Raw genomic sequence first — 22318 nt, forward strand, 5'->3', positions numbered from 1 at the left:
GCTTCTGCCCACTGCGCCCGATGAAACGCACCAGGACAGCCCGCCACGGCTCACGCTGGCCCGGTTTTCAAGTGGAAAGGGGGTCAAGGGTGAAACCGGAAGCCGCACGCGGAGCGCAAGGGTGCAGCCCTGAGCACCGAACGGGTGAGGATTTCAGGGCGAAGCCCGGCCCTTGATGCCCTTGGAACGTCCAAAGCCTCAAGTCATGGGGGCAGACAAGGAAGCGAAGCGCCCCGCTGGCTGCGCCCTTGACGACAGAGGGCGACTCGCTCCCTTCCCGCCGGGGCGGGAAGGGCGGGGGGATGGGTGGCGGGCGCGGAACGCGCCTTCAAGGGCCGCAAACGAAAACCCTGCCCCCACCCCTCACCTACCTGCCGAACGCGTCTCCTGCGGTCTGTGCGCTGGCCCTGCCGCCTGTTTTGGGCACGGTGGTGGTGCCTCCGCTTCTTGATAAGCCGGGTTTTCTGCTGCCGTTGTTCTGTCGTGGCGTACCTTTTTAGCGCTGTCCTTCAATCAACCACGCGCGGCATGTGCCGCGCTTTGTTCTGCCATCTGGCCGTAGGCCAGCCGTTGATGCCTTCTTGCCTTGGTTGTTTGGTTGTCCTGCTGGCTTGGTGTCGCACTGCTGCCGGTTTTTGCCGTGGTGGTGGTGCCACCCTGCGCGGCGTGCCGCGCTTCAAAAACAGTCATGGCCGTAGGCCATCCATTCATGGGGAGGGGGAGCCGCCGAAGGTGGGGGAACCCCGAAGGGGTGCCCCGGTCGCAGACCGCTTTGCGGCGCTTCGTTTTTCGCAGGCGGTGTGTTTTCCACAGTTCTTGCCCCTCCAACTACTAGAGAATTATTTTTAATAGAAAAAGACTAAAAGAAAAGAACTACTAGAAGGACGGCCGCGACGTCAGAAAAGCTAGCATTCATGCGGGTTGTAAGCGTTTTCACGTCGATTTTTTGTAAGCGGATTCACGTAAGGGCGTAAGCGGATTCACGTCGAAGCGTAAGCGGATTCACGTGGATAACTGTCCAGAATTGGCAAAAGTCCAGCATTGGCGCGGGTTTGCGGCGTGTAAGCGGATTCACGTGGATAACTGTCGGTATCCACAGGGTTTTCCCACAGGCATGGCCTGTTCAGCGGACGGGATGGTGACGGCCAGACCGCACCAGGTCGTCGGCTCTGTCGCCAAAGGTTGGCGGGAGTGATTACACGTCCTGGACTGGTGACGCCGGCACGGTGGCCAGGTCGCCGCGGTGTCGCCATCAGCATGACGCGCAGCGCTGCCGGGACGGCATGACGAAAGGGATTGAAGCCCGAAGGGGTCGAGACTTGGAACAAGGCTCGATGCGCAGCACGAAAGCCCGGCCCCGGCTGCGACGGGGTGAGCCTAAGAAATCTTGCGGCGGCTCGGCCGTGCTGCAATCAGCGGCTTCGCCCCAGCCCTCAAAATCAGATGATCGGGCGTTTCGTCGATGTATCCCCGTGCCTCGGGGTAGTACAACAGCACCTCTCGCATCCGTTTCAAAAAGTTGGTTTTGAAGCTGCGCACGCCTTGCGGTGTGTCCGGGTAGTTGCTGCCTATCTGAGCCATCAAACCAGTCCAAGGAACTTTGGTTTCGGCACGGCCGCCACTTCGCGCCCCGACGTTCAGGGTGAACATGCGGTAAACCAGCCATGTGTAAATATCCATCGCCATAGGCGAGCGCCGCAGTGCCTGCAAAGCCTCCATCTTGATCGGGACAGGCGCATTTATCAGGCTGTCGAAAAACTCGGCGCTAAGCGTAAGCGTGCTATCCCACAAGCTTGGTTCGTCCGGCCGTTTCGGGTTCCAGAATAGAAACCCTTTGCTGGCAATCACCATCTGCGAAAAACCCAAGGCGTTCACGTCGGAGCCATCGGCCGAAATGGTCGAGCGAACAAGGGCGAGTGTCTGGCTATGCAAACTCTTGATGTATCGGCCATCGCTCGGCAGTTTCAGCTTGTCTAGGAACTGCTTCTGATTGTTGCCCAGCACCAAGACAGGGGAGCCGGTCAAGGTGGCCTCTGTACACATCCACGCCAGCAAAAGCCGAGGCATCATCCCGTAAGGCATTCCAAATTTCGGATGCGCGTTGATGGACAGTGAAATTTTCGAGGTGCCGCGCTCGAAATAGGTTGTTTTCGGGTCGGTATGGGGCAACGTGGCTTGTGCCAAAAAGTGCGCAACATACCCGGTTGCCCCGGCCGCCTTGGCGTCCTCAAGTTCCAATGCCAATGCTTCCGAAATCAAATGCTCTTGCCGCTTCGTCAGGCTGAATTTCTGCGCCTCCTCGGCATGAACCTGCACGGTGGGCGGCTCTGAAACTGGCTGGGTCTTCGGCGCTGTCGGCACGCTGCGGCCGACAACAGCCCCCACGGACTGGAAGCCCTCGATGCGCGAAGGCTCGGCGCTCTTGGCCTCTGGCGTACCCATGAAGCGGGCGGCCGCCGCTGCGGCCTTCTTGGCTTGCTCTGCGCCCATACCGGCGTCGATCAGCTTTAGCCGGTACTCGTTCGCGTTCAAGGCATCGCGGCGGGCGTTGGCCATCTTGGCCGCCACGGCGGCGGCATCCTCGGCCGGTAGGCCGTCTGCTATCAGCTCGGCGCGGTAGGCTGCTTCATCAAACAAACCGCCATCAAGGTTTAGTGCTGTCTGCTTTGCGCCATTTTTGCTAAGATTGGTCATGGTCATTTGCCTGTTTTGGTGATGGTCAGCAGCCCTTTACGAGTTCGCCACTCCGGGGCTGCACCCCGGCCCGACACTGTTAGAGCAGTGCCGGGCCATTCTTTTTTCAGTGCGGGCCGGTTTCCTCGCACCAGTTGGACGAATCCACGATGATTTCGGGGTCGAGGTGCGTCACGTCGGCCAGCGTCGTGAGTGCCTTTTCAAACGTCCGAAAGCGCACCGGGCGGCCTTCATGCGTGATGGCGTGCAAGGTCTGGCCCTGACGGGCGTACAGGGCGAACCCTTGGCCGTCGTTGGGGTAAAGCACGGCCTGCACGCACTCCCCGTCCGGGGTATCACAAGCCGCATTCAGGCGGTGGAACGTCCACGCCCTGCCCTTCTTCACTTTCGGTTCCATCTGCTCGAAAAATTCAGTCACAAGCGCCTCGACTTCTGCGGGCGTTGCGCCCAAGTTTTGATCTGTATTCATCTTCGCCACTCCTGAAAAAAACCGGCGTTAGAGCGCCGGGGTTGGTAATCACGGCGTTTGTTGCGCCGCGTGCTTCACTCTCAAAATCTCGACGGTGCTGGCCTCGGCCAGCACACGATAAAAAACGATGTAGTTCGGATGCACGACCAGTTCGCGCAGCCACTCGGGCAGGCCCGGCCGCCCCTTGCGCCCTAGCTCTGGATGCTGTGCAAGCGGCTTGGTCTTGTCGCGCAGCTCCTGGCCGAAGCTCTTGGCCCGCGTCGGGTTGTCTTTGCCGATGTAGCGCACGATGGCGCGCAAGTCCTCGCGTGCCATAGGCCGCCATTCAATGCGGTAAGGCTTGGCCGTCATGCGCGCTTTTTCTTGGACAGGGCGGCAATGTCGGCGTCCATCTCGGCCATGACTTCATCGTGAGGGATGTTCGGCCGGGGGTCGTCAATGGATGCCTGAATCTCGCCGGCCAGCCACTGGTTATAGGCGGCGGCTTCGTGCGCTCCGCGTAGTACCTGCGCCCTCGCGTCGTCGCGGCTGTTGACCACCTTTTCGGCGGGGTTCCAGTCGCTGGCGTCGAACTGGCCGACCGTGATTCCAAGATCACGCAACAGGGACAGGGCGGCAATCGGATTGCCAAACCGGCGCGGCTCGCCGCTGCGGGCCTTCGACAGCACGGCACCGGAACCGCTGCGGGTTGCGATCTGAACAAGGAACGCCCCGCCCTGCCCTTTCAAGGTCACGCCTGAAACGCCGCCGGCATTGCTGGCAACGCGAAGCTGTTCAAGGGTCATGCTCTGCATGGTGTTCTCCTTATACGTCACTAATCAGATTGTATTCTGCATGAAAATTAGAAATCGTGCAAGCGTTCCAAAGTCCTTAAACGGTCATTTTGTGGATTTTTTTACACACCTCAACCCGGCTTCGATTCCAGGCTGTTTCCGTGGCTTTGCCTGTCTCCAATCCCGTCTACTAAACAAAAGCGTGAAAAGTCCGTAACATGAGCGTTTTCACGGGTAAGCGGACAACACAATGAAAATCGGATATGCGCGGGTATCGACCGACGATCAAAAAATGGATCTCCAACGGGACGCCCTGACGGCGGCCGGCTGTGAAAAGGTATTCACCGACACGGCCAGCGGTGCCAAGGCCGAACGGCCCGGACTGGCTGACGCCCTCGCCTTCGCCCGCAAGGGCGATTCGTTGGTAGTGTGGCGGCTTGACCGGCTCGGCCGGTCACTGCCTGAGCTGGTCAAGGTCGTTGGCGAACTGGAAGCGGCCGGCGTGGGCTTTGAAAGCACGACGGAACGCATAGAAACCAGCACGGCGGCCGGGCGTCTGGTGTTCCATGTGTTCGCGGCTCTGGCTGAGTTTGAGCGGCGCTTGATCGTTGAAAGAACGATGGCCGGGCTTGCGGCTGCGCGGGCGCGTGGCCGCAAAGGTGGACGGCCGGGCCTGCCTGCGGAAAAGATCGCGGCGATTCAGGCGTTGGCGGCCAGCGGTCGAGGCCCGGCCGAAGTCTGCAAGGCGCTCGGCATCGGGCGCAGCACGTTCTATAAACACGCTTACGAACCGAACGAAACGACGGCGAAAACGCTGCGAGACAGCAGCGCCGGCATAGACATTCATCACGCGAAAGACGCCGCCGACTTGTTCGCGCAACTGGGTATCGAGGAAACCACGGGCAGCGTTTATGCCGCCCTCGGCATGGATGACGCCGAAGGCATGGCCGCGAAAGCGGGAATTGCAATGCAGATACAAGAGGCCATCAAGGCGCAGGGCTTGACCAATGGGAAGGCGGCCAAGCTGCTAGGGCTGTCGGAGGGGAACCTCTCGGAGCTGCTGCGCGGCCAGTTCCGCACGATCAGCGAAACCGATATGCGCGACTACCTCGGGCGGCTCGCCGCGCCTGCCAAGGGCAAGCGACGGCGGGCAACTGGTGACAAAAAGGAGCTGGCCAGATCGTGAATCTGTCGCCAAGACAGTTTCAGCGTGCCGGATTCACGAACTCGGCAAGGTCGATTTCACCGGCAAGGGGTTGTAGCCACAAACCGGGCTGCGCGTTGTTCCGCTTCCTCGGAAGGCTTGAACCCTTCAAGGCCGACATTGGCACGGGCATCGTAGCGGGCGCTCTGGTGTTTTTACTCATTTCCTCATTTCCTCAATGTCGCTGCTTCCTGGGCTTCGGCGGCTACCGTCTGACAGGGGTCGTCTCAGAAAACGGAAAATAAAGCACGCTAAGGCGAAGCCCCTCGGCTACACCGCGTCGGCATTGCGCGGTTCTTCCTCCCCTTGCAGCGAAGCAATCAGCGGGCAGGAGACGTTCCCTTGGCGCGCATGGCAGGCGCACACCAGTTCAGACAGCACGGTTTCCATGCGCGCCAGGTCGGCCATTTTTTCGCGCACGTTCTGAAGCTTGTGCTCGGCCAGGCTGCTGGCTTCCTCGCAGTGGGTGCCGTCGTCGAGCCGCAGCAGATCGGCTATTTCATCCAGGCTGAAGCCCAGCCGCTGGGCCGATTTCACGAATCGCACTCGCGTCACATCCGCCGCGCCATAGCGGCGAATGCTGCCGTAAGGCTTATCCGGTTCCGGCAGCAAGCCCTTACGCTGATAGAAGCGGATCGTTTCCACATTGACGCCGGCCGCCTTGGCAAAAACGCCAATGGTCAGGTTCTCTAAATTGTTTTCCATATCGCTTGACTCCGTACATGAGTACGGAAGTAAGGTTACGCTATCCAATTTAAATCCAAAAGGACAAGCGCATGTCTGAACCACAAACTGGGCGCGGCGCGCTCTTCGCCGGCGGGCTGGCCGCCATCCTCGCCTCCGCTTGCTGCCTCGGGCCGCTGGTTCTGATCGCCTTGGGCTTCAGCGGGGCTTGGATCGGCAACCTGACCGTGCTGGAGCCGTATCGCCCGATTTTCATCGGCGCAGCGCTGGTGGCGTTGTTCTTCGCCTGGCGGCGCATCTACCGCCCTGCGCAAGCCTGTAGGCCGGGTGAGGTCTGCGCGATTCCCCAAGTGCGAGCGACCTACAAGCTCATTTTCTGGGTCGTGGCCGTACTGGTTCTGGTCGCGCTCGGATTTCCCTATGTCATGCCATTTTTCTACTGATCGGAGTTCACCATGAAGAAACTGTTTGCCTCCCTCGCCCTCGCCGCCGTTGTTGCCCCCGTGTGGGCCGCTACCCAGACCGTCACGCTGTCCGTACCGGGCATGACGTGCTCGGCCTGTCCGATCACCGTCAAGAAGGCGATTTCCAAGGTCGATGGCGTCAGTAAAGTTGCCGTGACCTTCGAGACCCGCGAAGCGGTGGTCACCTTCGATGATGCCAAGACCAGTGTGCAGAAGCTGACCAAGGCAACCGGGGACGCGGGCTATCCCTCCAGCGTCAAGCAGTGAGCCACTGAACCCGACCCTGGGGCGATCATGGGACTGATCACACGCATTGCCGACAAGGCCGGCGCGCTTGGCAGTGTGGTTTCCGCGATGGGCTGCGCCGCCTGTTTTCCGGCCATCGCCAGCTTGGGCGCGGCCATCGGGCTGGGCTTTCTACAGGAATACGAAGGCTTGTTCATTTTCACGCTGCTGCCGCTGTTCGCCGTCGTCGCTTTGCTGGCGAATGCACTGGGCTGGCTCAGTCATCGGCAATGGCACCGCAGCCTGCTCGGCATGATCGGGCCAGCCATCGTGTTCGCCGGAACCGTCTGGTTGCTTGGCAACTGGTGGACAGCGCGCCTCGTATACACCGGCCTAGCCCTGATGATCGGCGTGTCGATCTGGGACTTGGTTTCGCCGGTAAATCGCCGCTGCGGCCCGGATGGCTGCGAACTCCCCGCGAAACACGACTGACTGCGTGAGCCAGCGGCCAACACAGAAAAGGAACGATGAATGACCACCCTCAAAATCACCGGCATGACCTGTGACTCGTGTGCGACGCACGTCAAGGAAGCCCTGGAGAAAGTTCCCGGCGTGCAGTCGGCGGATGTCTCCTATACGAAGGGCAGCGCCAAACTCGCCGTCGAGGCCGGCATATCGCCGGACGCGTTGACTGCCGCCGTGGCCGGACTCGGTTATCGGGCCACGCTCGCCGACGCGCCCGTGCCTCCGGTGGGCGGTGGCTTGCTCGGAAAGATGCGCGAATGGCTAGGTAGCGGCGACAAGGCTGGTGGTGACGGTGGCGGATTGCATATTGCCGTTATCGGCAGCGGTGGCGCGGCGATGGCGGCGGCGCTGAAAGCCGTCGAGCAAGGCGCGCACGTCACCTTGATCGAGCGCGGCACTATTGGCGGCACCTGCGTCAATGTCGGCTGCGTGCCGTCCAAGATCATGATCCGCGCCGCGCACATCGCCCACTTGCGCCGAGAAAGCCCGTTCGATGGCGGCATGCCGCCCACACCGCCGACGATCTTGCGCGAGCGGTTGCTGGCCCAGCAGCAGGCGCGCGTCGACGAACTGCGCCACGCCAAATACGAAGGCATCCTGGATGACAATCCCGCCATCTCCGTGCTGCACGGCGAAGCCCGTTTCAAGGACGCGCACAGCCTGACCGTGCAACTCAACGGTGGTGGCGAACGTGTGCTGGCGTTCGACCGTTGCCTGATTGCCACCGGCGCGAGTCCGGCCGTGCCGCCGATTCCCGGCCTGAAGGACACGCCGTACTGGACTTCCACCGAAGCACTGGTCAGCGACACCATTCCTGAGCGGCTGGCCGTGATTGGTTCGTCGGTGGTAGCGCTGGAACTGGCGCAGGCGTTCGCCCGACTGGGCAGCAAAGTAACGATTCTTGCACGCAGCACCCTGTTCTTCCGCGAAGACCCGGCCATCGGTGAGGCAATCACGGCGGCGTTCCGCGCCGAAGGGATCGAGGTGCTGGAGCACACCCAGGCCAGCCAGGTCGCGCACGAGGGCGGCGAATTCGTGCTCACCACGGCGCACGGCGAGCTGCGCGCCGACAAACTGCTGGTCGCCACCGGTCGCTCGCCCAACACGCGCAGCCTGGCACTGGACGCGGCAGGTGTCGCGCTCAACCTGCAAGGCGCTATCGTCATCGACGTCGGCATGCGGACCAGCACGCCGGACATCTACGCGGCCGGCGACTGCACCGACCAGCCTCAGTTCGTCTATGTGGCGGCAGCGGCCGGCACCCGTGCGGCGATCAACATGACGGGCGGTGACGCGGCGCTTAACCTTGCCGCCATGCCTGCCGTGGTGTTCACCGATCCGCAAGTCGCCACCGTGGGCTACAGCGAGGCAGAGGCCCAGCACGACGGGATCGAGACCGACAGTCGCACCTTGACCTTGGACAACGTGCCGCGTGCGCTCGCCAACTTCGACACACGCGGCTTCATCAAGCTGGTCATCGAGGAAGGTAGTGGACGGCTCATCGGCGTACAGGCGGTCGCGCCGGAAGCCGGCGAACTGATCCAGACGGCGGTACTCGCCATCCGTAACCGGATGACCGTGCAGGAACTGGCCGACCAGTTGTTCCCCTATCTGACGATGGTCGAGGGACTGAAGCTCGCGGCGCAGACCTTTAACAAGGATGTGAAGCAGCTTTCCTGCTGCGCCGGGTGAGAAAAAGGAGGTGTTCGATGAACGCCTACACGGTGTCCCGGCTGGCCCTTAATGCCGGGGTGAGCGTGCACATCGTGCGCGACTACCTGCTGCGCGGACTGCTGCGGCCGGTGGCGTGCACCCCTGGCGGCTACGGCCTGTTCGACGATGCGGCCTTGCAACGGCTGTGCTTCGTGCGGGCTGCTTTCGAAGCGGGTATCGGTCTCGACGCGCTGGCGCGGCTGTGCCGGGCGTTGGATACCGCGGACGGCGACGAAGCGGCCGCGCAGCTTGCCGTGCTGCGCCAGTTCGTCGAACGTCGGCGCGAAGCATTGGCCGATCTGGAGGTGCAGTTGGCCACCATGCCGACCGAGCTGGTACAGCATGCGGAGAGTCTGCCATGAACAGGCCCGAGCCTTTGCCGACCGAGACACACAAGCCGGTCACCGGCTACCTAGCGCAGGCGCTGCGCCTGTTCTTTGACGGTTTCGATTACCTCGGAAAACTCGATTTCGCCATTGATGAAGCGCCCGGCCAAGGCTTCGTCTTCCGGACTTGGCTTGAATCCTTCAAGGCCAACGGATGCGCGGCCGAAGTTGACCGCCTCTAGGCGCTTGCAGCGCTCGCGCCACGCCTCGCGCATGGTGGGCGTTTTGGGGTTGGCAAGCCATTTCTGTTGCACGGCCATCGGCAACACTGACCACCATTCCACGCAAGCCGGTTCCGGTGGGACCGCTGCCGCACGTTGCCGCGCATCCTCGGCTACCTGCGCCAGTTCCTCCGCGCTCGGCTCGTCCTCACGGGGTTGGTAAGAGGCCCAAAACCGGCTTATGATTTCCCGCACGTCTTTACTCATTCGCTCAACCGCTCATTTCCTCAACGGCCGTAATCGTGGCCGGCTTCGGCTTCATAGTTGCCCTGCTGGTCGCGGCTGATTTCCACGTCGTCGCCCACGTCCATTTCTGCGCCCTCGACCTCTGGAACCATCACGCGGTCGCCGTCAGCCTCGATGACGTAGGCCGGGCTTTCGTTCTCGCGCTCGATCTGCGCGACGACTTCACCGGAAAACGCCTCATCACGGGCCAGCAAGCGGGCTTCGTGCTGCTCGGCCAGCTCCACCAGTGCCGGGCTATGGTCGCCGGCCTGCGGCACGGCCGGGCCGCCGCCGTAGATGCCGCCAAACATTTGCACGCCGGTTCGGTGGGCTTCGGCCAGCTCGGCAAGGCGGGAAATTTCAGGGTCGATGCGTTCGCGCTCCATGCCGCCACTGCTCGATGGCCCGCCCTGCCCTTCTGCGGCCAGCTCCTGCCGTAGCTCGGCGTTCTCGATGCGCTCGGCGGCATACATGCCGGCATAGTCCGGGCGCGGGTCTGCGGCCTCGATGGTGACGAACGGGGCGGCCTTCTCGCTGTCGCCACGAACGGCGGCCGGGGGCAGCGAGTCGCCGGCCGGGCCGCCTGCTTCACGCTCGGCCGCTGGCTGGTCGCGCTGCTCGACTTCAAAAGCACGCTGCCGACACTCGGCCAGCTCGCGGCGCAAGTCGGACAGGCGGGCCGGGTCGGTTTCGGTCTGCAAGGCAAGCTCAAGCGTGCCGCACTGCTCGCGGATCAGATTCAGGTCTGTAGCTGAATCAATCGCTCGCTCATTTGTGTATTCACTCATTTAAGTAATCGCTCCTTTACTCTGGAAGCTGTGCAACGTAGTCGCTCAACACCTCTTTGATGCTCTTGCCCTGCTTCGTGGCGTACAGCTTCAATTTGATGTGCTGGTCACGGTCTAGATCGAAGTTCACGCGGACGGTGGCGGCCTTGTCGGCAAGGCTGGCAAGGGTGGCGGCCTTGTTGCTCTTGGCGCTCGGGCGGCCGGCGCTCAATGCGCCCTTGGTGGTGGTGTTCATCTGATTATTTCCTCATTTACTCAAACGAGTTTTTGCTTAATTTCATTCATCAAGGCGCGGATTTCGCCGGAACCGTCGCCGTCTGGCTCGGCGTCAAGAATGGTTGTCCCTGCTGCGGCCGTGCCGGGATAGCTCACGCGCTGCGTGATGCGGGATTCCAGAACGGGCAGGCCATAGCCGGCCAAAGCCTCGGTGATTTCCGCGCCTATGCGGGTGCCCTTGATCGCACGCGACACAACGAACGCAGCCTGTAGCTTCCCGTCCGTGACTTCGATGCGCTGTTTCACCAGCTCGACAAGATCGGCCGTCGCCCAAATGTCGTAAGGGCTGGGCTGCACGGGTATCAGGATGAAAGAGGCGGCCTTGATCGCGGAAACGGCAAGGTCTGCCGCCTGCGGTGCGCCGTCGATCACCACAAAATCTTTATGGCCGATGGCCTTTAGGTCGCGGTCAATGGTGGGGCGGTCGATGCCGACAACCGTAACCGGGTTGTCGTCCTGCACGGCTGCCCAATCTCGGGCGCTGCCTTGTGGGTCGGAATCGACAAGCAACACGCTGGCCCCGTCCAGTTGCAGGGCGCGGGCTAGGTGGGTGGCGATGGTCGTTTTTCCTGACCCGCCTTTCTGGTTCAACACGGCGATAACCTGCATGGAGCCTCCTGAGTGAATGAAATTAACGTGCATTTACTCATTTGAGTATAGCAAGGAATCGCACGTTAAGTAAGAACTCTTTTACTCATTCGCTCATTTTCAGCAAAGCCCGGCAGGGCAGGGCGGTTAGCGCCCTCGGCCGTGGTCTGGCTTCTGTGCCTGCTGCTCTCGTTCGCGCTGCGTGGCCTGCTCTGGCTGGTCGCGCTCGGACTGCTGGCCGCCTTGTGCCGCCTTGTTCTTGGTGAAGTAGTCGCGGCCGGCTTGGGTGGCTTCCCGGCGCTGGCTGTAGCGGTCTTGCAAAGCCTTGTCGCTGAACTCGACGTATAGGCCGGCATCGGCCGCCACGTCGGCCATCATGTTGTTGTATTCCTCGGAACCGCCACGCAAGCGGATATGCGGGCCGAACTTGGCAAGGGCGAGGCGCAAGCCCTGCTCGATGGTGTCGCGCTCCTGCTGGCCGAATTCCACGGCTTCGCCCCGGTCGGTGAACATGGCCCGCTTCTGCTGGTCGTAATAGGTCACGTTGCCCTGTTGATCGACCTTGTACGCGGCGGGCTTCATGATCGGCGCGGCCTCGGGCTGCTGGCCGGTCTGGTGCTCGATGCGCTCGCCAGTAGGGGCACGCTGCGGGCTGCGCTGCCGGCGCAGCTCGGCCAGTGCATCGGCATCGCCGTTGCCTGCACGCTCGGCCAGATAGGCGCGGTACTGGTCGGCCGGCTTCATCCGATAGCGGGCCTTCAAGGCGTCACGCTCGGCGGCAATGGCCTTGCGTAGCTCTATGTCCTTCACAACCTTGCCCATGCTGGAAACCGACAAAGCCGCCTTGCGCTCTGCAGGCTTCAAAGTCCGGTCGTTCTGAACGGACCGGCGCTCGGCCAGGTATTCGCGGCGCAGCTCGGCGCGGCGCTCCTGCTCGCGCTTCTTCTGCTCCTGCCAATCCTGTTCCCGGCGCTCGCGCTGCTGTGGTTGCCATTCGCGGCGGTACTCGGCCCAAAGGTCGCGGCGCAGGGCAGGGCGGGCCTGTTGTGGGGCAGCGTGGCCCATTTGGTCGGCGTAGGTCTGTTGCAAGATCGGCGCGGCATCACGCCAAGGCAAATGCAGCTCTTGGGTGAGGAAGTCGGACACGTTCAGATTTCGCCGGCCGCACCGGATGCGGTCGCCGCCGTCCTTGCCCTTGGTCACTTCGTATTTATCGGGCATCACGCCATGCGTGCGGCTGAGGCTCGCCAGCAAGCGGGCGGCGTCCAGCTCCCGTTTGATGGTGTTGAACTCGGCCCGGCTGCTGTCGGTGCCACGGGCTGCACGCTCGCGGCGCTCGGCCTCGTACTGGCCCACAACGCTATCGGTCTGGCGGCCGTCACGCTCACGCGAAGGGGCCGGGGTCGGCTCACTGGCGCGGGCCTGTTCGGGCGCTCTGGCCGGGCGCTCTTGCTCCGGGTCATGTGGGATTTCCACGGCCGGGCGGTGCCTACCGTAGAACGCGGTGGCACGCTCGGCCAGAATCGCCCGGCGCTGCTCGGGGTCGGCTTCACGATAGGCGGCATAGGCTTTGCGGTTGCCGCTGTTCATGTATTTCAGTTCGGCGGCCCGCACTTCGCGCCATTCCTGCAAGCGGTCGGCAATATCGGCCGGGGTAGGGCGGGGCGCTTTGGTGTCCTCGTACCCTGCGCGGATTTCGCCGGCCAGCTTCTGCCGCTTTTCAGCGGCGGGCATTTCGATGAATTCACGGCTGAAAACGTACTCTTTCAGGTTCACGCCCTTGACCGCGCCCTCTGGCTTCACGTTGAGATATTCGCCGGCCTTACCAGCGTTGCGGGTCTTGGTGTCGCCATGCTCGGCAACGATGGCGCGGAACTGGTCGAAGCCGCTAACGCCCTTGTCCAGCACGTCGGACAAGATGCGCTCTTTCAGGTCGTGATTCGCGCCCTTGAAATAGTCGCCCTTGTAGCGGGAAATAATCGCGCTCTCGTCGGTAAATTCAATGCGCCGGTTATCTTTCGGACTGGCAAGCCCATATTTGGCGTTGATGTGTTCCTGAAAGGCTTCAAGGAATTTTGTTTGCTGGTCTACCTTGCCGAACGGGTTTAGATTCCGCTGGCTCAATAGGTTGTATTCAGGGATGACGATATGAATATGCGGCTTGCGCTCGACTAGCTCGCCGGTTTTCTGGTTGGTGTAGGTTTTCAGTTTCGGCAAGTGCGCTTCGGCATAGAAGTTATATTCATCGCCTTCATAAGCCGTCATGGCGAATTGCTTAAATTCGTCGGTTATCTCCTGCAACTTTTCCCGGCTGATTTCGTCCTCTTTGAAAGCCAGCGTGATATGCAAATAACGCTCGCCGGTCTTGTCCATGTTGTTGATAACGGCATCGGTTAGTTCCAGATCGCCCGACAAAATAACGCGCTCGTCCAGCTCGTCCCGGCTGTAGTCCCGGCCGTCTTTCTGCCCGTTCTCTAAATACTCCTTTATCCCGGCATCGCCGCCACGCACTCTAATCAGCATCGCGGATTGCCTTTTTCATCGAGTCGGCCAGCGTTTGCAGCTCGGCCAGAATCCCGGCGTAAGTGGCCGGGGTGACAGTGCCGGCCAGCTCGGCGGCATTGGCGGTGTGGGCAAGCTGGTTCAGGTTGTTGCTGGCCTTGTTGAAAAGGTAAATCAGCCGGCGCTTGTCGCTGCTCGGCTGAACCCGTGCGACCACCTGCGTTCGGTTGGTCAGCACTGCATCACGGAAGAACTCGGACGGCTTCACACCGGCCGCGCTGGCCTTCGCCAGATAGGCGGCATGGTCGGGCAGGGTAAGCCGGAAACTTACCGTGCGGGTTGGCTCTTTGGGCTTGCGCGGCATGGTCGCGGCTCCTGTCTCGTGCCCGCCTCGATGGCACGGGGCAGGGCGGTTAATGACCGGCTGCGAAGCTGCCGGGCGGCTTGTGCTGCTGGTGACGAATCCGCGACCTGGTGGGCGTGGATCTGTCGCCATGCGGCCCGGCTCCCGTAGGGGGCCGGTGGCAGGTTTCCAAAGGGGGGCACCCCTTTGGGCACGGGATATGTTTCAAAACGCGGAGCGCTTTTGTAAACATATCCGACGTGCCTATCTGTTCAACACATCACGCCAGCATTCTACTGCCAGCGTCGAAAGCCTGTCAATGCGTGTCGAATTGGTGTATAAACAATGGCTAGAACAGTCTAACCATGTTAAAAACATGTTGAAACAAGGTTGATTGAATGGCTAAAACTGTCTAAACTTGTTGAATGTTGGCAAAGGAGCCTATCAGTGGACGCAAACGAGTTCTTAAAGAAGGTCACGCCAGCCGGGCAACGCTCCCGGCTGGCGCCCTTCTGGAACGACATAACCAAGCTCCGGCAAAGCGGCTGCACGTTGGAACAGGTGTGCGAATTCCTCGCCGCCAACGGGGTGCAAATGTCGATTGCTGGCCTGTCGAAGTACATCAAGCGGCGAGAAGAAAAAGGAGGATCGCCAGACCTGAAACCCGGTTTTGGTCATGACCAAAAACCAGCAGCGGCCAAGCCGCAGCCAGCCCAAGCACCGCAGCAGGAACCCGCAGGGGAACCCCAAGCGCGCATCACGAACCCGGCCGATGTTCGCAAGGCATCTAGGCGGGAAATCAACCTCGAAGACTACGGAAACGACAAGGAATAAATATGAAAATCGCAATGGTCAGCTATACCGGCGGCGCAGGCAAAACCACTATTGCAGCGCAAATGCTCGCCCCTCGTATGGATGGGGCGGAAATTTTCGCCATTGAATCGGTGAATGAAACAGCGGCCGGCCTAGGTCTTGAAGTCGATCAAATGGCAGCAAAGAAATTCCGCGACCTGCATAAAAAGCTGGTTCTTTCTGACAACGCAATCATTGACGTTGGAAACGGGAGTCTTGAACAGTTCTTGTCCGGCATGGTTCAAATTGATGAATCTCATGAAGAAATAGACTTCTTCGTTATCCCTGTTGAATCCGATACAAAGGGGCAAAAAGAAACCATCAAAACAGTTATGGCCCTTGCAGAAATTGGCATTGAGCCGCAAAAAATCCGCATCGTGTTCAACAAGGTTGAATCTGACGTGGCGGATGAATTCCCGCATGTCCTGAACTACGTTAAGAAAGAGAAAAACGCAATTGCCGACATAAAAGCGGCGATTTTTGAAAATGAATTGTTCGATGCTCTCGGCGCAAAAGGGATCACGATTGGCGCATTGCTTGCCGATGAAACAGATTACAAGGCTTTGATTAAAAATAACCCTGACGCCAGCGCGAAAGAGCGCAGCCATTGGGGTGATATGCACGGCCTTAAAGCACTGGCGCGCAGCGTGAATCGAAACCTCGATTCTGTATTCTCTACCCTGTTCAAATAAGGGGGCAGGTATGGAAACTGAACCCATACACAAGACCGTCAAAGACGCCTTCATATATGACCTGATGGGCGACGTTGGGCGACTTCACGATCTAATCAAGGCACTGCCTGAAGGCTTGGAAAAAGCCACGGCTCCAACCCTCGGCGCTATCGCCCTGGCGGTGAAAGATGCAAAGGCCAGCGCCGAACAGATCGGCAAGGCTGAAAAAGCCTCGTTCGGAAACTTCGCGGCGGCCGAAAAGGTCGCGCTGCGGGACTCTCTCAAGGCGGCACTACGGGAAGAAGCCGGCGAAGCGCTCGCCAGTGCAGCCCGCGAGCTGGCAACGTCGGCCCGCATCCATCAGGACGCGGCGAAGGGGGAAACCCGGCAACGCTGGCAATGGATTGCCGTAGCCTTCGCCGGAAGTCTCCTAGCCGGGGCGCTCGGCTTCTACGGTTCGCACCTGCTGTATGGCAAACAGATTGACGACCAAGCGGCCTTTGGCCGTGCCGTAGGCACGGTGTGGGATAGTTTGGACGCCAAGACAAAAGAGCGGATTCAGGCCGCAAGGGAACGCCAATGAAACCAGCACTTGTTCTAACCCTGCTGCTGCTGGCCGGCGCGGCCTTCATGCTTGGCCGCAACCTGTTCAATACGATTAAGGGCAAAGAGCCTGCAACGTGGGTAACGTGGGTGTGGCTCTGCCTGTGGGCCGTGGCCGTGCTGTACGGCCTCGGCTCGGCCATCCCCCGCATGATCGCCAGCGGCGAATCTTCGGCCTTGCTCTCTATCGGCGTGGCCGTGGTCGCGGTGTTCTGTCAAACCCGAATTTGGGGTCACATGATGGCCCGCGCCAACTACGCGCCGCACGGCCAAGAAACGGTCATCAGGGGTACGGAAGTTGTCGGCGGCTCCGATCTGCAAGCCCGCATGTACGGCGACAAGGCGAAGCCGGCCGACGTGGATATTGAGATTGGCGGGGTGGTCGTCCCGCGCATGTTGGAAGCGCAGCACATGCTTTTCAGCGGCACCACGGGCGCGGGCAAAACGCAGGCGATTAACCGGGTTCTGCGGGCCGTGCGGGCACGCAACGAACGCGCTTTGATCGCTGACCCGGCCGGGGGGTTCTTCTCCCGCTTCGGCCGTCCTGGCGATGTGCTGTTTAACCCGTTTGATCGGCGCTCGGTCGATTGGTCGCCCTTCGCTGAAATCCGGGCTGAATACGATTGCCAGCGCATCGCAAAGGCAGCCGTGCCGGACGGCACGGGGGAGGGGGCAGAGTGGCACCACTACGCGCAAACGCTGCTCGGTGAAACGCTCTTGGCCCTGCATCAACGCGGGGAACGCTCGGTAAAGCGGCTGCTGCACTATGTCAGCTCGGCCGACATAAAGGAGCTGGGCGAGCTGCTGGCCGGCACGCCGGCCGCCATCCTGTGCGCCAAGGGCAATGACAAGATGCTGAACAACACGCGGGGCATCATCGCTACCTATCTCGGCGTGTGGCGTTACCTGCCCGATGCCGGCACCTTCTCCGTGCGTGAATGGGTGCAGGACGAAACGCGCACCGGGTGGCTGTTCGTGACCTACCGCGACGATCAAATGGGGATGCTGCGCGGGTTGGTGGCTTCGCTCCTGGAACTCGGTATTGTCGAAGGTCTGAGCCTGTCGGAAAACCAAGATCGCGGCTTGTGGTTCGTGTTCGATGAAGTCGATTCGCTCGGCAAGGTGTCCAGTCTGCGCGGCGGCCTGACGAAGCTACGCAAGTACGGCGGGCGCTGTGTGCTTGGCCTGCAAACGGTGTCGCAACTGCGCGAAACCTACGGCAAGGACGAGGCGCAAACGCTGCTCGCCAACCTGTCCATAAAGCTGATTTTGCGGGCTGGCGACAACGAGACAGCCGAATATTTCAGCAAGGAACTTGGCGAACAGGACATTGACCGGCTGCAAATGACGACGGGGCAGGGCACCAGCTCGGGCGGCCTGACGAATCCCGGCCAAAGCTCGGAATCGTTCAATACCAATTACAACATGCAGCGCGTGCGGCAAGCCGCCATCATGTCGTCGGAAGTGCTGAACCTGCCCGACCTGCAAGGCTTCCTCAAGATACCCGGCCAGCCGGTCGCCACGGTCAAGATTGACTATCAGGCCATGCCAGAGGTCGAACCCGCATATTTGAGTTAATGAGTAAAAACCCCTTAAATTCATCTACTCATTGCGCGGTTTCGGTGTTATACTCAAATGAGTAAATAAGTGGTGACAGGCTGGCTTCCCACCTCGGTGCGCCTGTCACCATCGACGTAAGCGCGCCAAAATGGGAAAATCGGGCATGCCAAAACATTGGGTTTTGGTATGCGTGAACAACAAAACGAACGCTGATTTTTATGCCCTAAGAACGCCTCGGCGTACCGGGTGCGGCCCCGAAAAGAACGGGCCTGACAGGTGGGAAAGAAGCTCGCAAGAGCCACCGGACAAGCAGCGGAAAGACGCGCCGCATAGACCACATCCCAAGGACGCCACGGCGTACCGGATACGGGCCTTAAACAAGCCCTGACAGTCGGGAACAGTAGCTCGCAAGAGCCGACAGACAGGCCGGAAAGACGGCCCGGCGTTCGCCCTCAACCTTTGGAGTGGCGAACATGCTTAGTACCATCAAATTTCTTTCCGTCGTCGGCGTGGCTGGCTGGATGCTTTTCGGCTCCCATACTGCCCACGCTCAAATTCCCGTCACTGACGGCGCATCCATCGCGCAAAGCATCGCGCAGCAGGTCGAAACCATTGCGAAGTGGAAACTTCAATATGACCAGATGATGAGCCAGATTGAGCAAGCCAAACAGCAATATGAATCGCTGACCGGCTCGCGTGGTCTTGGCAACATCATGAACAACCCGGCCTTGCGCGACTACCTGCCCGGCGACTGGCAGGCGGTCTATGACAGCGTAAAAAATGGCGGCTATTCGGGCCTAAGCGGCACGGCCCGCACTGTGTACGAACAAAACAAGGTGTTCGATAGCTGCGCGCACATCGTGAGCAGCGAACAACGCACAGCCTGCGAAGCCAGAGCGGTGAAGCCAGCGCAAGACAAGGGCTTTGCACTGGATGCCTACAACGCCGCAAAGAGCCGTATCAATCAGATTGACCAGCTCATGGCAAAGATCAACGACACACAAGACCCGAAGGCCATCGCAGAACTGCAAGGCCGGATAGCCGCCGAACAGGCGAACATCCAAAACGAACAAACGAAATTGCAGCTTTATGCAATGGTCGCCGCTGCGGAAGAAAAGGTGCAAGTGCAGCGTGCCCGTGAAATGTCGATGAAGGATGCTGCCAAACGCGAAGGGCTAAAAATCCAGCCCATGACCTTTTCCATTCGCAACTAAGGGGCACGCCATGATTTACGTTCTCGCTGCTCTCGTTGTGGGCTTCTACGCCCAATTGGTAGTCAATTTCTGGCTGGCCGTCCGTAAGTTCGGAAAGTGGAATGAAACCATCGGCCGCGAACATCATATGTTCGCAATGGATGGCGTTTCGCTTTTCGCTGCGCTCATGGTCGTCTATTGGGCCGCTCATGATTGGTTCGGCTTTTCGCTGCCTCTCTTTCAAAAAGCACCTGCGGCAAGCTGGGAATGCATGTTCATGGCGGTGTCCTGCGCCGTAGCCTCCTTGGCTATCGGTTATTTCAACGGCCGCGAACGCTTCACCAATGCAACACACGCCGGCATCGCTGAGGCGGCATTGCGGTTCTTGGCTACCCGGCAAATCATCACGGCCGCCGAAGTCGCGCACGCCATGCCTAACGGCCGGGTTATCGACGTTACTTCCCGCGAGGTGCACAAATGAAAAACATGAAAAAGCTCTCTGCGCTCCTGTTCCTTGCGGCTGTCGCTCTCGCGGGCTGCAAAGACAATGACCCGGTGCAAACCGTCGATTGGTACAAGGCAAATGCCCCCGAACGGGCCGCCATGCTTGCCAAGTGCAAGGCCAATCCGGGCGAACTGGCGGCCTCTCCAAACTGCATCAATGCAAGTCGCGCTGAATCGGCGGTCGATGGTGCGAAGCGGGGCGGCCTCAACGTCCAGCCCCTGCAAGGCATCAAATTGGGAGGGGAACGAAAATGACTGCAACCACAAGCGTTTTCACCGCAATTGGGCAAACTATTGATAACGCCACGAATACATTTGTCGTTGATGTTGCAACCGCAACCATTGACAAAATTTATTATTGGGCGCTGGGCGGTTTAACGCTCTACATCGTTATGTATGGCTACATGCTTATTTTCGGGAAGGTACAAAGCCCCGGAGGCGACGGCTTGATAAAAGCCGCGAAAGTCATGATTATCGGCGTAATGGCTCTAAATGCCGACATGTATTTGAATGGTGTCGTGTCTGCGCTCAAGGGTATCGAGGAAGGCTTGACGGCGGCTTTCAGCGGCGGCGGTGGCGGGCCTATATATGCATCGCTTGATAGCAGCCTGAGTAAAGGTCTTGAGCTGATCTTGCAATGTAAGCAAAAGGCGCAGGAAGCTGGATGGACGGAAATTAGCACTTCCATTGGGTGGTGGATTATTGCGGCCATCATTGCCGTGGGCTTTGCCCTGGTCGTTGTCGTTGGCGGCATCGCAATCATGGTTTCCACCTTCTATCTGAAAATCCTGTTCGCCATCGGGCCGTTGTTCATCATGTGCCTAATGTTCCCGGTCACTGCGCGTTTCTTCGATCAGTGGATTGGGTACGTTTTGAACCACACGCTTATCGTTGCACTGACTGCTGTAGTGCTTACGCTTGGGGTCACGATCTACGATCATGAAATATCGAAAGTCGTGATGGACTCCGATCAAAACATGCTCGGCGTGGCCCTTGAACTGCTCGTAGTTGCCGCCATCCTTTACGCCGTCACCAAGGGCGTTATGAGCATGGCTAGTGCGCTGGCAGGCGGTTTTGCAATGGCGGTTATGGGTGTCGGCGGTTTGAGTCAGGCGGCCGGTGCTGCGGGTCGCGGAACAAAGGCCATTGGCGCGGGGGCCGTGGGTCTAGGCCGTGGCGCAGCCGCTGCCAGAAAGTGGCTCAATCCCAATCAGGTAAAGGGCGGCACTCCTGCACCATCAGGAACGCCCCGGCCTCCGGGCGGTTGGCAACCGGCATACAAGCAGAACGTGATTGAAAACCTGCAACGCAAGCGCACCTGAAAAGCCTTTCAATACCTCACGCACCCCGCTTCGGCGGGGTTTCTATTTGGTGACGGCGGATCTTCCTCGATCGCGTGATTCTGTCGCCAGCGGGAAACCCTCCGCGCTTCGCTTGGGCAACCCCCTTCGGGTTGCATCCCGCGTCGGTTCTTGCCCGACTGGCTGCGGGGGCAGGGGTGGCGGGCTTCGCCCTTCGTCCCTCCCCCTTGCCGATAGGCTCTATGGCCTCCATCAGCATCAAGGGTTCGGCTTCGCCCACGTCCTCACCCGTTCGGTGCTCGCCCTACGGGCTGCGCTCCGCGTGCGGCTTCCGGGCGTGCCCTTGACACTGCTTCCAGCCATGACACGGGCCACAACTGGCAATGAATGCGGGCACGAAACAACCAAAACGCGGCGGCCGTTGGTGACGGCTGCGGTGAAGCTGTCGCCAAGATCAGGCTTTGGCAGACGGTGTTTTCTTGGGCTTCGGTTCGCCCTGTGGCTTGATCGCGGCCAGCAAAGCGGCGTTCTGTTCCTGCATGGCCTGCAACTGCCCGGCAAGCCCTGCGGCGCGCTCTCTGGCCTCTGCTGCGGCCTTGGTGGCGTCGTCACGCTCGCCCTGAGCCTTGGTCAAGCGCTCGGCGGCACGGTGGGCCTCTGTGGCGGTTTGCTTGCGCTGCTCGGCGTGGGTCTGCTCGATAGCCTCGGCCTTGGCCTGCACCTTCACCAGCTCGGCGCGGGCGGCCTCTGTGGCGGCATGGGCGGCCTCGATCTCGGCGGCGGCCTTCTGGCGGGCTTCGGTGTTCTCGGTGCGCAGGCGGTCGGCGTCGGCGTGCGCCCTGTCCAGCTCGCCGCGCAAGTCGGCGGCCCGGTGTTCGATTTCAGCAATGCGGGCGTCTGCCTTGTCGGCCCGGCTCACGGCTTCGGCCAGTTGCTTGCGAACGTCGGCCAGCTCCTGCGCCTGCTTCTCGGCTGCTGCCTTCTCGGCGGCCAGTGCAGCGCCGGCCGCTTCCAGCTCGCCGGCCTGACGCTCGAAAGCCTCGGCCAGTTCCTGCCGCATGGCGTCTTGCTCGGCCCGCTCGGTTTCCCATGCAGCTTGCGCACTGCGTAGGGATTCGTTCGCCAGCTCCTGCGCCTGCTGCCAGATCGTCGCCACGGCTGCGCTGCTGGCCTGCTGCACGGATTCCGGCACGGCCACGGTCACCGGGGCGGCCTGCGCGGTCTGTGCCCTGCGCCATTCCTTCATCACGGCACTGGCGGCGTTCATGTCCACACGGGCGGCCCGGCGCACGGCATCGACCGTGGGCATGGTCTGGCGGCCCGACTGCTCGAAAAGATCGGCGGCAGCGGCAATGATGCGTTCGCGCACGTCGGCGGGGATGGAGGTAGAGGCTTGGTTCATGGCGGCTTTCCTTGGTCAGTAATAAGAATAATAATATTACTATTATTATTCTTATTATGCAAGGCTTATTTTCCAGCTTCTGCCCACTGCGCCCGATGAAACGCACCAGGACAGCCCGCCACGGCTCACGCTGGCCCGGTTTTCAAGTGGAA

At 60.5% G+C, this 22318-nt stretch carries 27 protein-coding genes and 1 pseudogene; 15 read left to right on the top strand and 13 right to left on the bottom strand.

What is annotated here, in order from left to right; translation table 11 throughout:
- Positions 1-513 precede the first annotated feature (513 nt).
- The 5 genes from AC07YZ_RS25240 to relB form a co-directional block, all read right to left on the bottom strand.
- Positions 514-690, bottom strand: a complete 177-nt coding sequence (locus tag AC07YZ_RS25240; protein ID WP_336730462.1) for a hypothetical protein — start codon at positions 688-690, stop codon at positions 514-516.
- 687 nt (positions 691-1377) lie between these two features.
- Positions 1378-2700 (bottom strand): replication protein RepA, encoded by a 1323-nt coding sequence (locus tag AC07YZ_RS25245; protein WP_494796773.1) that lies wholly within the window; start codon positions 2698-2700, stop codon positions 1378-1380.
- Between the two features lie 100 nt (positions 2701-2800).
- Entirely contained in the window at positions 2801-3163 is a 363-nt protein-coding gene (locus AC07YZ_RS25250; protein WP_336730468.1) for a hypothetical protein, read from the bottom strand.
- Between the two features lie 48 nt (positions 3164-3211).
- Positions 3212-3514, bottom strand: coding sequence for a type II toxin-antitoxin system RelE/ParE family toxin (locus tag AC07YZ_RS25255; RefSeq protein WP_336730471.1), 303 nt, complete (start codon positions 3512-3514; stop codon positions 3212-3214).
- Positions 3511-3957, bottom strand: a complete 447-nt coding sequence (gene relB, locus AC07YZ_RS25260) for a type II toxin-antitoxin system RelB family antitoxin (RefSeq protein ID WP_336730473.1) — start codon at positions 3955-3957, stop codon at positions 3511-3513. Before relB ends, AC07YZ_RS25255 begins: the two co-directional genes overlap by 4 nt.
- A gap of 229 nt (positions 3958-4186) precedes the next feature.
- Here relB and AC07YZ_RS25265 point away from each other — a divergent pair.
- A pseudogene (locus AC07YZ_RS25265) lies at positions 4187-4714 on the top strand (recombinase family protein); the annotation flags it as partial.
- Between the two features lie 90 nt (positions 4715-4804).
- Positions 4805-5122, top strand: a complete 318-nt coding sequence (locus AC07YZ_RS25270) for a helix-turn-helix domain-containing protein (RefSeq protein WP_336730509.1) — start codon at positions 4805-4807, stop codon at positions 5120-5122.
- 288 nt (positions 5123-5410) lie between these two features.
- Here AC07YZ_RS25270 and merR read toward each other — a convergent pair whose 3' ends face one another.
- On the bottom strand, positions 5411-5845 hold the full coding sequence (gene merR, locus AC07YZ_RS25275) for a mercury resistance transcriptional regulator MerR (protein ID WP_031942930.1): 435 nt from the start codon (positions 5843-5845) through the stop codon (positions 5411-5413).
- 71 nt (positions 5846-5916) lie between these two features.
- Between merR and merT the strand changes: the two genes are divergently transcribed.
- The 5 genes from merT to merD are packed head-to-tail and all read left to right on the top strand — an operon-like array spanning position 5917 to position 9113.
- Positions 5917-6267 (top strand): mercuric ion transporter MerT, encoded by a 351-nt coding sequence (gene merT / locus AC07YZ_RS25280; RefSeq protein ID WP_021138750.1) that lies wholly within the window; start codon positions 5917-5919, stop codon positions 6265-6267.
- Between the two features lie 12 nt (positions 6268-6279).
- A complete protein-coding gene (gene merP, locus AC07YZ_RS25285) occupies positions 6280-6555 on the top strand; it encodes a mercury resistance system periplasmic binding protein MerP (protein ID WP_021138751.1) in 276 nt (91 codons plus the stop codon).
- A 27-nt stretch (positions 6556-6582) separates the two neighbouring features.
- Positions 6583-7005, top strand: a complete 423-nt coding sequence (merC, locus tag AC07YZ_RS25290; protein ID WP_494796774.1) for an organomercurial transporter MerC — start codon at positions 6583-6585, stop codon at positions 7003-7005.
- A gap of 39 nt (positions 7006-7044) precedes the next feature.
- Positions 7045-8730, top strand: coding sequence for a mercury(II) reductase (gene merA / locus AC07YZ_RS25295; protein ID WP_024552206.1), 1686 nt, complete (start codon positions 7045-7047; stop codon positions 8728-8730).
- A gap of 17 nt (positions 8731-8747) precedes the next feature.
- Entirely contained in the window at positions 8748-9113 is a 366-nt protein-coding gene (gene merD / locus AC07YZ_RS25300; protein ID WP_021138753.1) for a mercury resistance co-regulator MerD, read from the top strand.
- 50 nt (positions 9114-9163) lie between these two features.
- Here merD and AC07YZ_RS25305 read toward each other — a convergent pair whose 3' ends face one another.
- The 6 genes from AC07YZ_RS25305 to AC07YZ_RS25330 all read right to left on the bottom strand — a co-directional run bounded on the left by AC07YZ_RS25305 (position 9164) and on the right by AC07YZ_RS25330 (position 14101).
- Entirely contained in the window at positions 9164-9565 is a 402-nt protein-coding gene (locus tag AC07YZ_RS25305) for an antitoxin VbhA family protein (RefSeq protein WP_336730484.1), read from the bottom strand.
- Positions 9566-9585: 20 nt separating this feature from the next.
- Entirely contained in the window at positions 9586-10371 is a 786-nt protein-coding gene (locus AC07YZ_RS25310; RefSeq protein ID WP_336730487.1) for a hypothetical protein, read from the bottom strand.
- A gap of 16 nt (positions 10372-10387) precedes the next feature.
- Positions 10388-10606 carry a plasmid partition protein ParG gene (locus tag AC07YZ_RS25315; RefSeq protein ID WP_311224320.1) on the bottom strand — a complete coding sequence of 73 codons (219 nt, stop codon included), beginning with the start codon at positions 10604-10606 and terminating at the stop codon, positions 10388-10390.
- A 20-nt stretch (positions 10607-10626) separates the two neighbouring features.
- On the bottom strand, positions 10627-11256 hold the full coding sequence (gene parA / locus AC07YZ_RS25320) for a ParA family partition ATPase (RefSeq protein WP_311224321.1): 630 nt from the start codon (positions 11254-11256) through the stop codon (positions 10627-10629).
- 126 nt (positions 11257-11382) lie between these two features.
- Positions 11383-13758 carry an LPD7 domain-containing protein gene (locus AC07YZ_RS25325; RefSeq protein ID WP_494796775.1) on the bottom strand — a complete coding sequence of 792 codons (2376 nt, stop codon included), beginning with the start codon at positions 13756-13758 and terminating at the stop codon, positions 11383-11385.
- A complete protein-coding gene (locus tag AC07YZ_RS25330) occupies positions 13748-14101 on the bottom strand; it encodes a plasmid mobilization protein (protein ID WP_336730494.1) in 354 nt (117 codons plus the stop codon). The genes AC07YZ_RS25325 and AC07YZ_RS25330 overlap by 11 nt, the downstream gene beginning before the upstream one ends.
- A 426-nt stretch (positions 14102-14527) precedes the next feature.
- Between AC07YZ_RS25330 and AC07YZ_RS25335 the strand changes: the two genes are divergently transcribed.
- From AC07YZ_RS25335 to AC07YZ_RS25370, 8 genes are all read left to right on the top strand, one after another.
- Entirely contained in the window at positions 14528-14914 is a 387-nt protein-coding gene (locus AC07YZ_RS25335) for a hypothetical protein (RefSeq protein WP_223939936.1), read from the top strand.
- Positions 14915-14916: 2 nt separating this feature from the next.
- A complete protein-coding gene (gene stbB / locus AC07YZ_RS25340; RefSeq protein ID WP_223939935.1) occupies positions 14917-15624 on the top strand; it encodes a StbB family protein in 708 nt (235 codons plus the stop codon).
- A gap of 10 nt (positions 15625-15634) precedes the next feature.
- Positions 15635-16186 carry a hypothetical protein gene (locus AC07YZ_RS25345; RefSeq protein WP_336730497.1) on the top strand — a complete coding sequence of 184 codons (552 nt, stop codon included), beginning with the start codon at positions 15635-15637 and terminating at the stop codon, positions 16184-16186.
- On the top strand, positions 16183-17784 hold the full coding sequence (locus AC07YZ_RS25350; RefSeq protein ID WP_494796776.1) for a type IV secretion system DNA-binding domain-containing protein: 1602 nt from the start codon (positions 16183-16185) through the stop codon (positions 17782-17784). Before AC07YZ_RS25345 ends, AC07YZ_RS25350 begins: the two co-directional genes overlap by 4 nt.
- Positions 17785-18239: 455 nt before the next feature.
- The gene (gene virB5, locus AC07YZ_RS25355; protein WP_223939932.1) at positions 18240-18980 is read left to right on the top strand and encodes a P-type DNA transfer protein VirB5; all 741 of its coding nucleotides are present in this window, start codon (positions 18240-18242) and stop codon (positions 18978-18980) included.
- Between the two features lie 10 nt (positions 18981-18990).
- The gene (locus AC07YZ_RS25360) at positions 18991-19440 is read left to right on the top strand and encodes a hypothetical protein (RefSeq protein WP_336730500.1); all 450 of its coding nucleotides are present in this window, start codon (positions 18991-18993) and stop codon (positions 19438-19440) included.
- Positions 19437-19718 carry an EexN family lipoprotein gene (locus AC07YZ_RS25365; protein WP_223939930.1) on the top strand — a complete coding sequence of 94 codons (282 nt, stop codon included), beginning with the start codon at positions 19437-19439 and terminating at the stop codon, positions 19716-19718. Before AC07YZ_RS25360 ends, AC07YZ_RS25365 begins: the two co-directional genes overlap by 4 nt.
- Positions 19715-20785 carry a TrbL/VirB6 family protein gene (locus AC07YZ_RS25370; protein WP_336730505.1) on the top strand — a complete coding sequence of 357 codons (1071 nt, stop codon included), beginning with the start codon at positions 19715-19717 and terminating at the stop codon, positions 20783-20785. The genes AC07YZ_RS25365 and AC07YZ_RS25370 overlap by 4 nt, the downstream gene beginning before the upstream one ends.
- A gap of 433 nt (positions 20786-21218) precedes the next feature.
- Here AC07YZ_RS25370 and AC07YZ_RS25375 read toward each other — a convergent pair whose 3' ends face one another.
- A complete protein-coding gene (locus AC07YZ_RS25375; protein WP_336730507.1) occupies positions 21219-22166 on the bottom strand; it encodes a DNA-binding protein in 948 nt (315 codons plus the stop codon).
- Between the last annotated feature and the right edge of the window lie 152 nt (positions 22167-22318).

Source organism: Hydrogenophaga sp. GW101-3F08 (assembly GCF_059424585.1).

What these genes read in the sequence shown, in the direction of transcription:
- merA (WP_024552206.1), top strand. Translation starts at nt 7,045, where the DNA reads ATGACCACCCTCAAAATCACCGGCATGACCTGTGACTCGTGTGCGACG.
- AC07YZ_RS25330 (WP_336730494.1), bottom strand. Translation starts at nt 14,101, where the DNA reads ATGCCGCGCAAGCCCAAAGAGCCAACCCGCACGGTAAGTTTCCGGCTT.
- AC07YZ_RS25370 (WP_336730505.1), top strand. Translation starts at nt 19,715, where the DNA reads ATGACTGCAACCACAAGCGTTTTCACCGCAATTGGGCAAACTATTGAT.
- parA (WP_311224321.1), bottom strand. Translation starts at nt 11,256, where the DNA reads ATGCAGGTTATCGCCGTGTTGAACCAGAAAGGCGGGTCAGGAAAAACG.
- AC07YZ_RS25315 (WP_311224320.1), bottom strand. Translation starts at nt 10,606, where the DNA reads ATGAACACCACCACCAAGGGCGCATTGAGCGCCGGCCGCCCGAGCGCC.
- AC07YZ_RS25375 (WP_336730507.1), bottom strand. Translation starts at nt 22,166, where the DNA reads ATGAACCAAGCCTCTACCTCCATCCCCGCCGACGTGCGCGAACGCATC.
- merT (WP_021138750.1), top strand. Translation starts at nt 5,917, where the DNA reads ATGTCTGAACCACAAACTGGGCGCGGCGCGCTCTTCGCCGGCGGGCTG.
- AC07YZ_RS25305 (WP_336730484.1), bottom strand. Translation starts at nt 9,565, where the DNA reads ATGAGTAAAGACGTGCGGGAAATCATAAGCCGGTTTTGGGCCTCTTAC.
- relB (WP_336730473.1), bottom strand. Translation starts at nt 3,957, where the DNA reads ATGCAGAGCATGACCCTTGAACAGCTTCGCGTTGCCAGCAATGCCGGC.
- AC07YZ_RS25345 (WP_336730497.1), top strand. Translation starts at nt 15,635, where the DNA reads ATGGAAACTGAACCCATACACAAGACCGTCAAAGACGCCTTCATATAT.
- AC07YZ_RS25240 (WP_336730462.1), bottom strand. Translation starts at nt 690, where the DNA reads ATGACTGTTTTTGAAGCGCGGCACGCCGCGCAGGGTGGCACCACCACC.
- merD (WP_021138753.1), top strand. Translation starts at nt 8,748, where the DNA reads ATGAACGCCTACACGGTGTCCCGGCTGGCCCTTAATGCCGGGGTGAGC.
- AC07YZ_RS25325 (WP_494796775.1), bottom strand. Translation starts at nt 13,758, where the DNA reads ATGCTGATTAGAGTGCGTGGCGGCGATGCCGGGATAAAGGAGTATTTA.
- merC (WP_494796774.1), top strand. Translation starts at nt 6,583, where the DNA reads ATGGGACTGATCACACGCATTGCCGACAAGGCCGGCGCGCTTGGCAGT.
- AC07YZ_RS25310 (WP_336730487.1), bottom strand. Translation starts at nt 10,371, where the DNA reads ATGAGTGAATACACAAATGAGCGAGCGATTGATTCAGCTACAGACCTG.
- AC07YZ_RS25360 (WP_336730500.1), top strand. Translation starts at nt 18,991, where the DNA reads ATGATTTACGTTCTCGCTGCTCTCGTTGTGGGCTTCTACGCCCAATTG.
- virB5 (WP_223939932.1), top strand. Translation starts at nt 18,240, where the DNA reads ATGCTTAGTACCATCAAATTTCTTTCCGTCGTCGGCGTGGCTGGCTGG.
- merP (WP_021138751.1), top strand. Translation starts at nt 6,280, where the DNA reads ATGAAGAAACTGTTTGCCTCCCTCGCCCTCGCCGCCGTTGTTGCCCCC.
- merR (WP_031942930.1), bottom strand. Translation starts at nt 5,845, where the DNA reads ATGGAAAACAATTTAGAGAACCTGACCATTGGCGTTTTTGCCAAGGCG.
- AC07YZ_RS25255 (WP_336730471.1), bottom strand. Translation starts at nt 3,514, where the DNA reads ATGACGGCCAAGCCTTACCGCATTGAATGGCGGCCTATGGCACGCGAG.
- AC07YZ_RS25350 (WP_494796776.1), top strand. Translation starts at nt 16,183, where the DNA reads ATGAAACCAGCACTTGTTCTAACCCTGCTGCTGCTGGCCGGCGCGGCC.
- AC07YZ_RS25245 (WP_494796773.1), bottom strand. Translation starts at nt 2,700, where the DNA reads ATGACCATGACCAATCTTAGCAAAAATGGCGCAAAGCAGACAGCACTA.
- AC07YZ_RS25250 (WP_336730468.1), bottom strand. Translation starts at nt 3,163, where the DNA reads ATGAATACAGATCAAAACTTGGGCGCAACGCCCGCAGAAGTCGAGGCG.
- stbB (WP_223939935.1), top strand. Translation starts at nt 14,917, where the DNA reads ATGAAAATCGCAATGGTCAGCTATACCGGCGGCGCAGGCAAAACCACT.
- AC07YZ_RS25365 (WP_223939930.1), top strand. Translation starts at nt 19,437, where the DNA reads ATGAAAAACATGAAAAAGCTCTCTGCGCTCCTGTTCCTTGCGGCTGTC.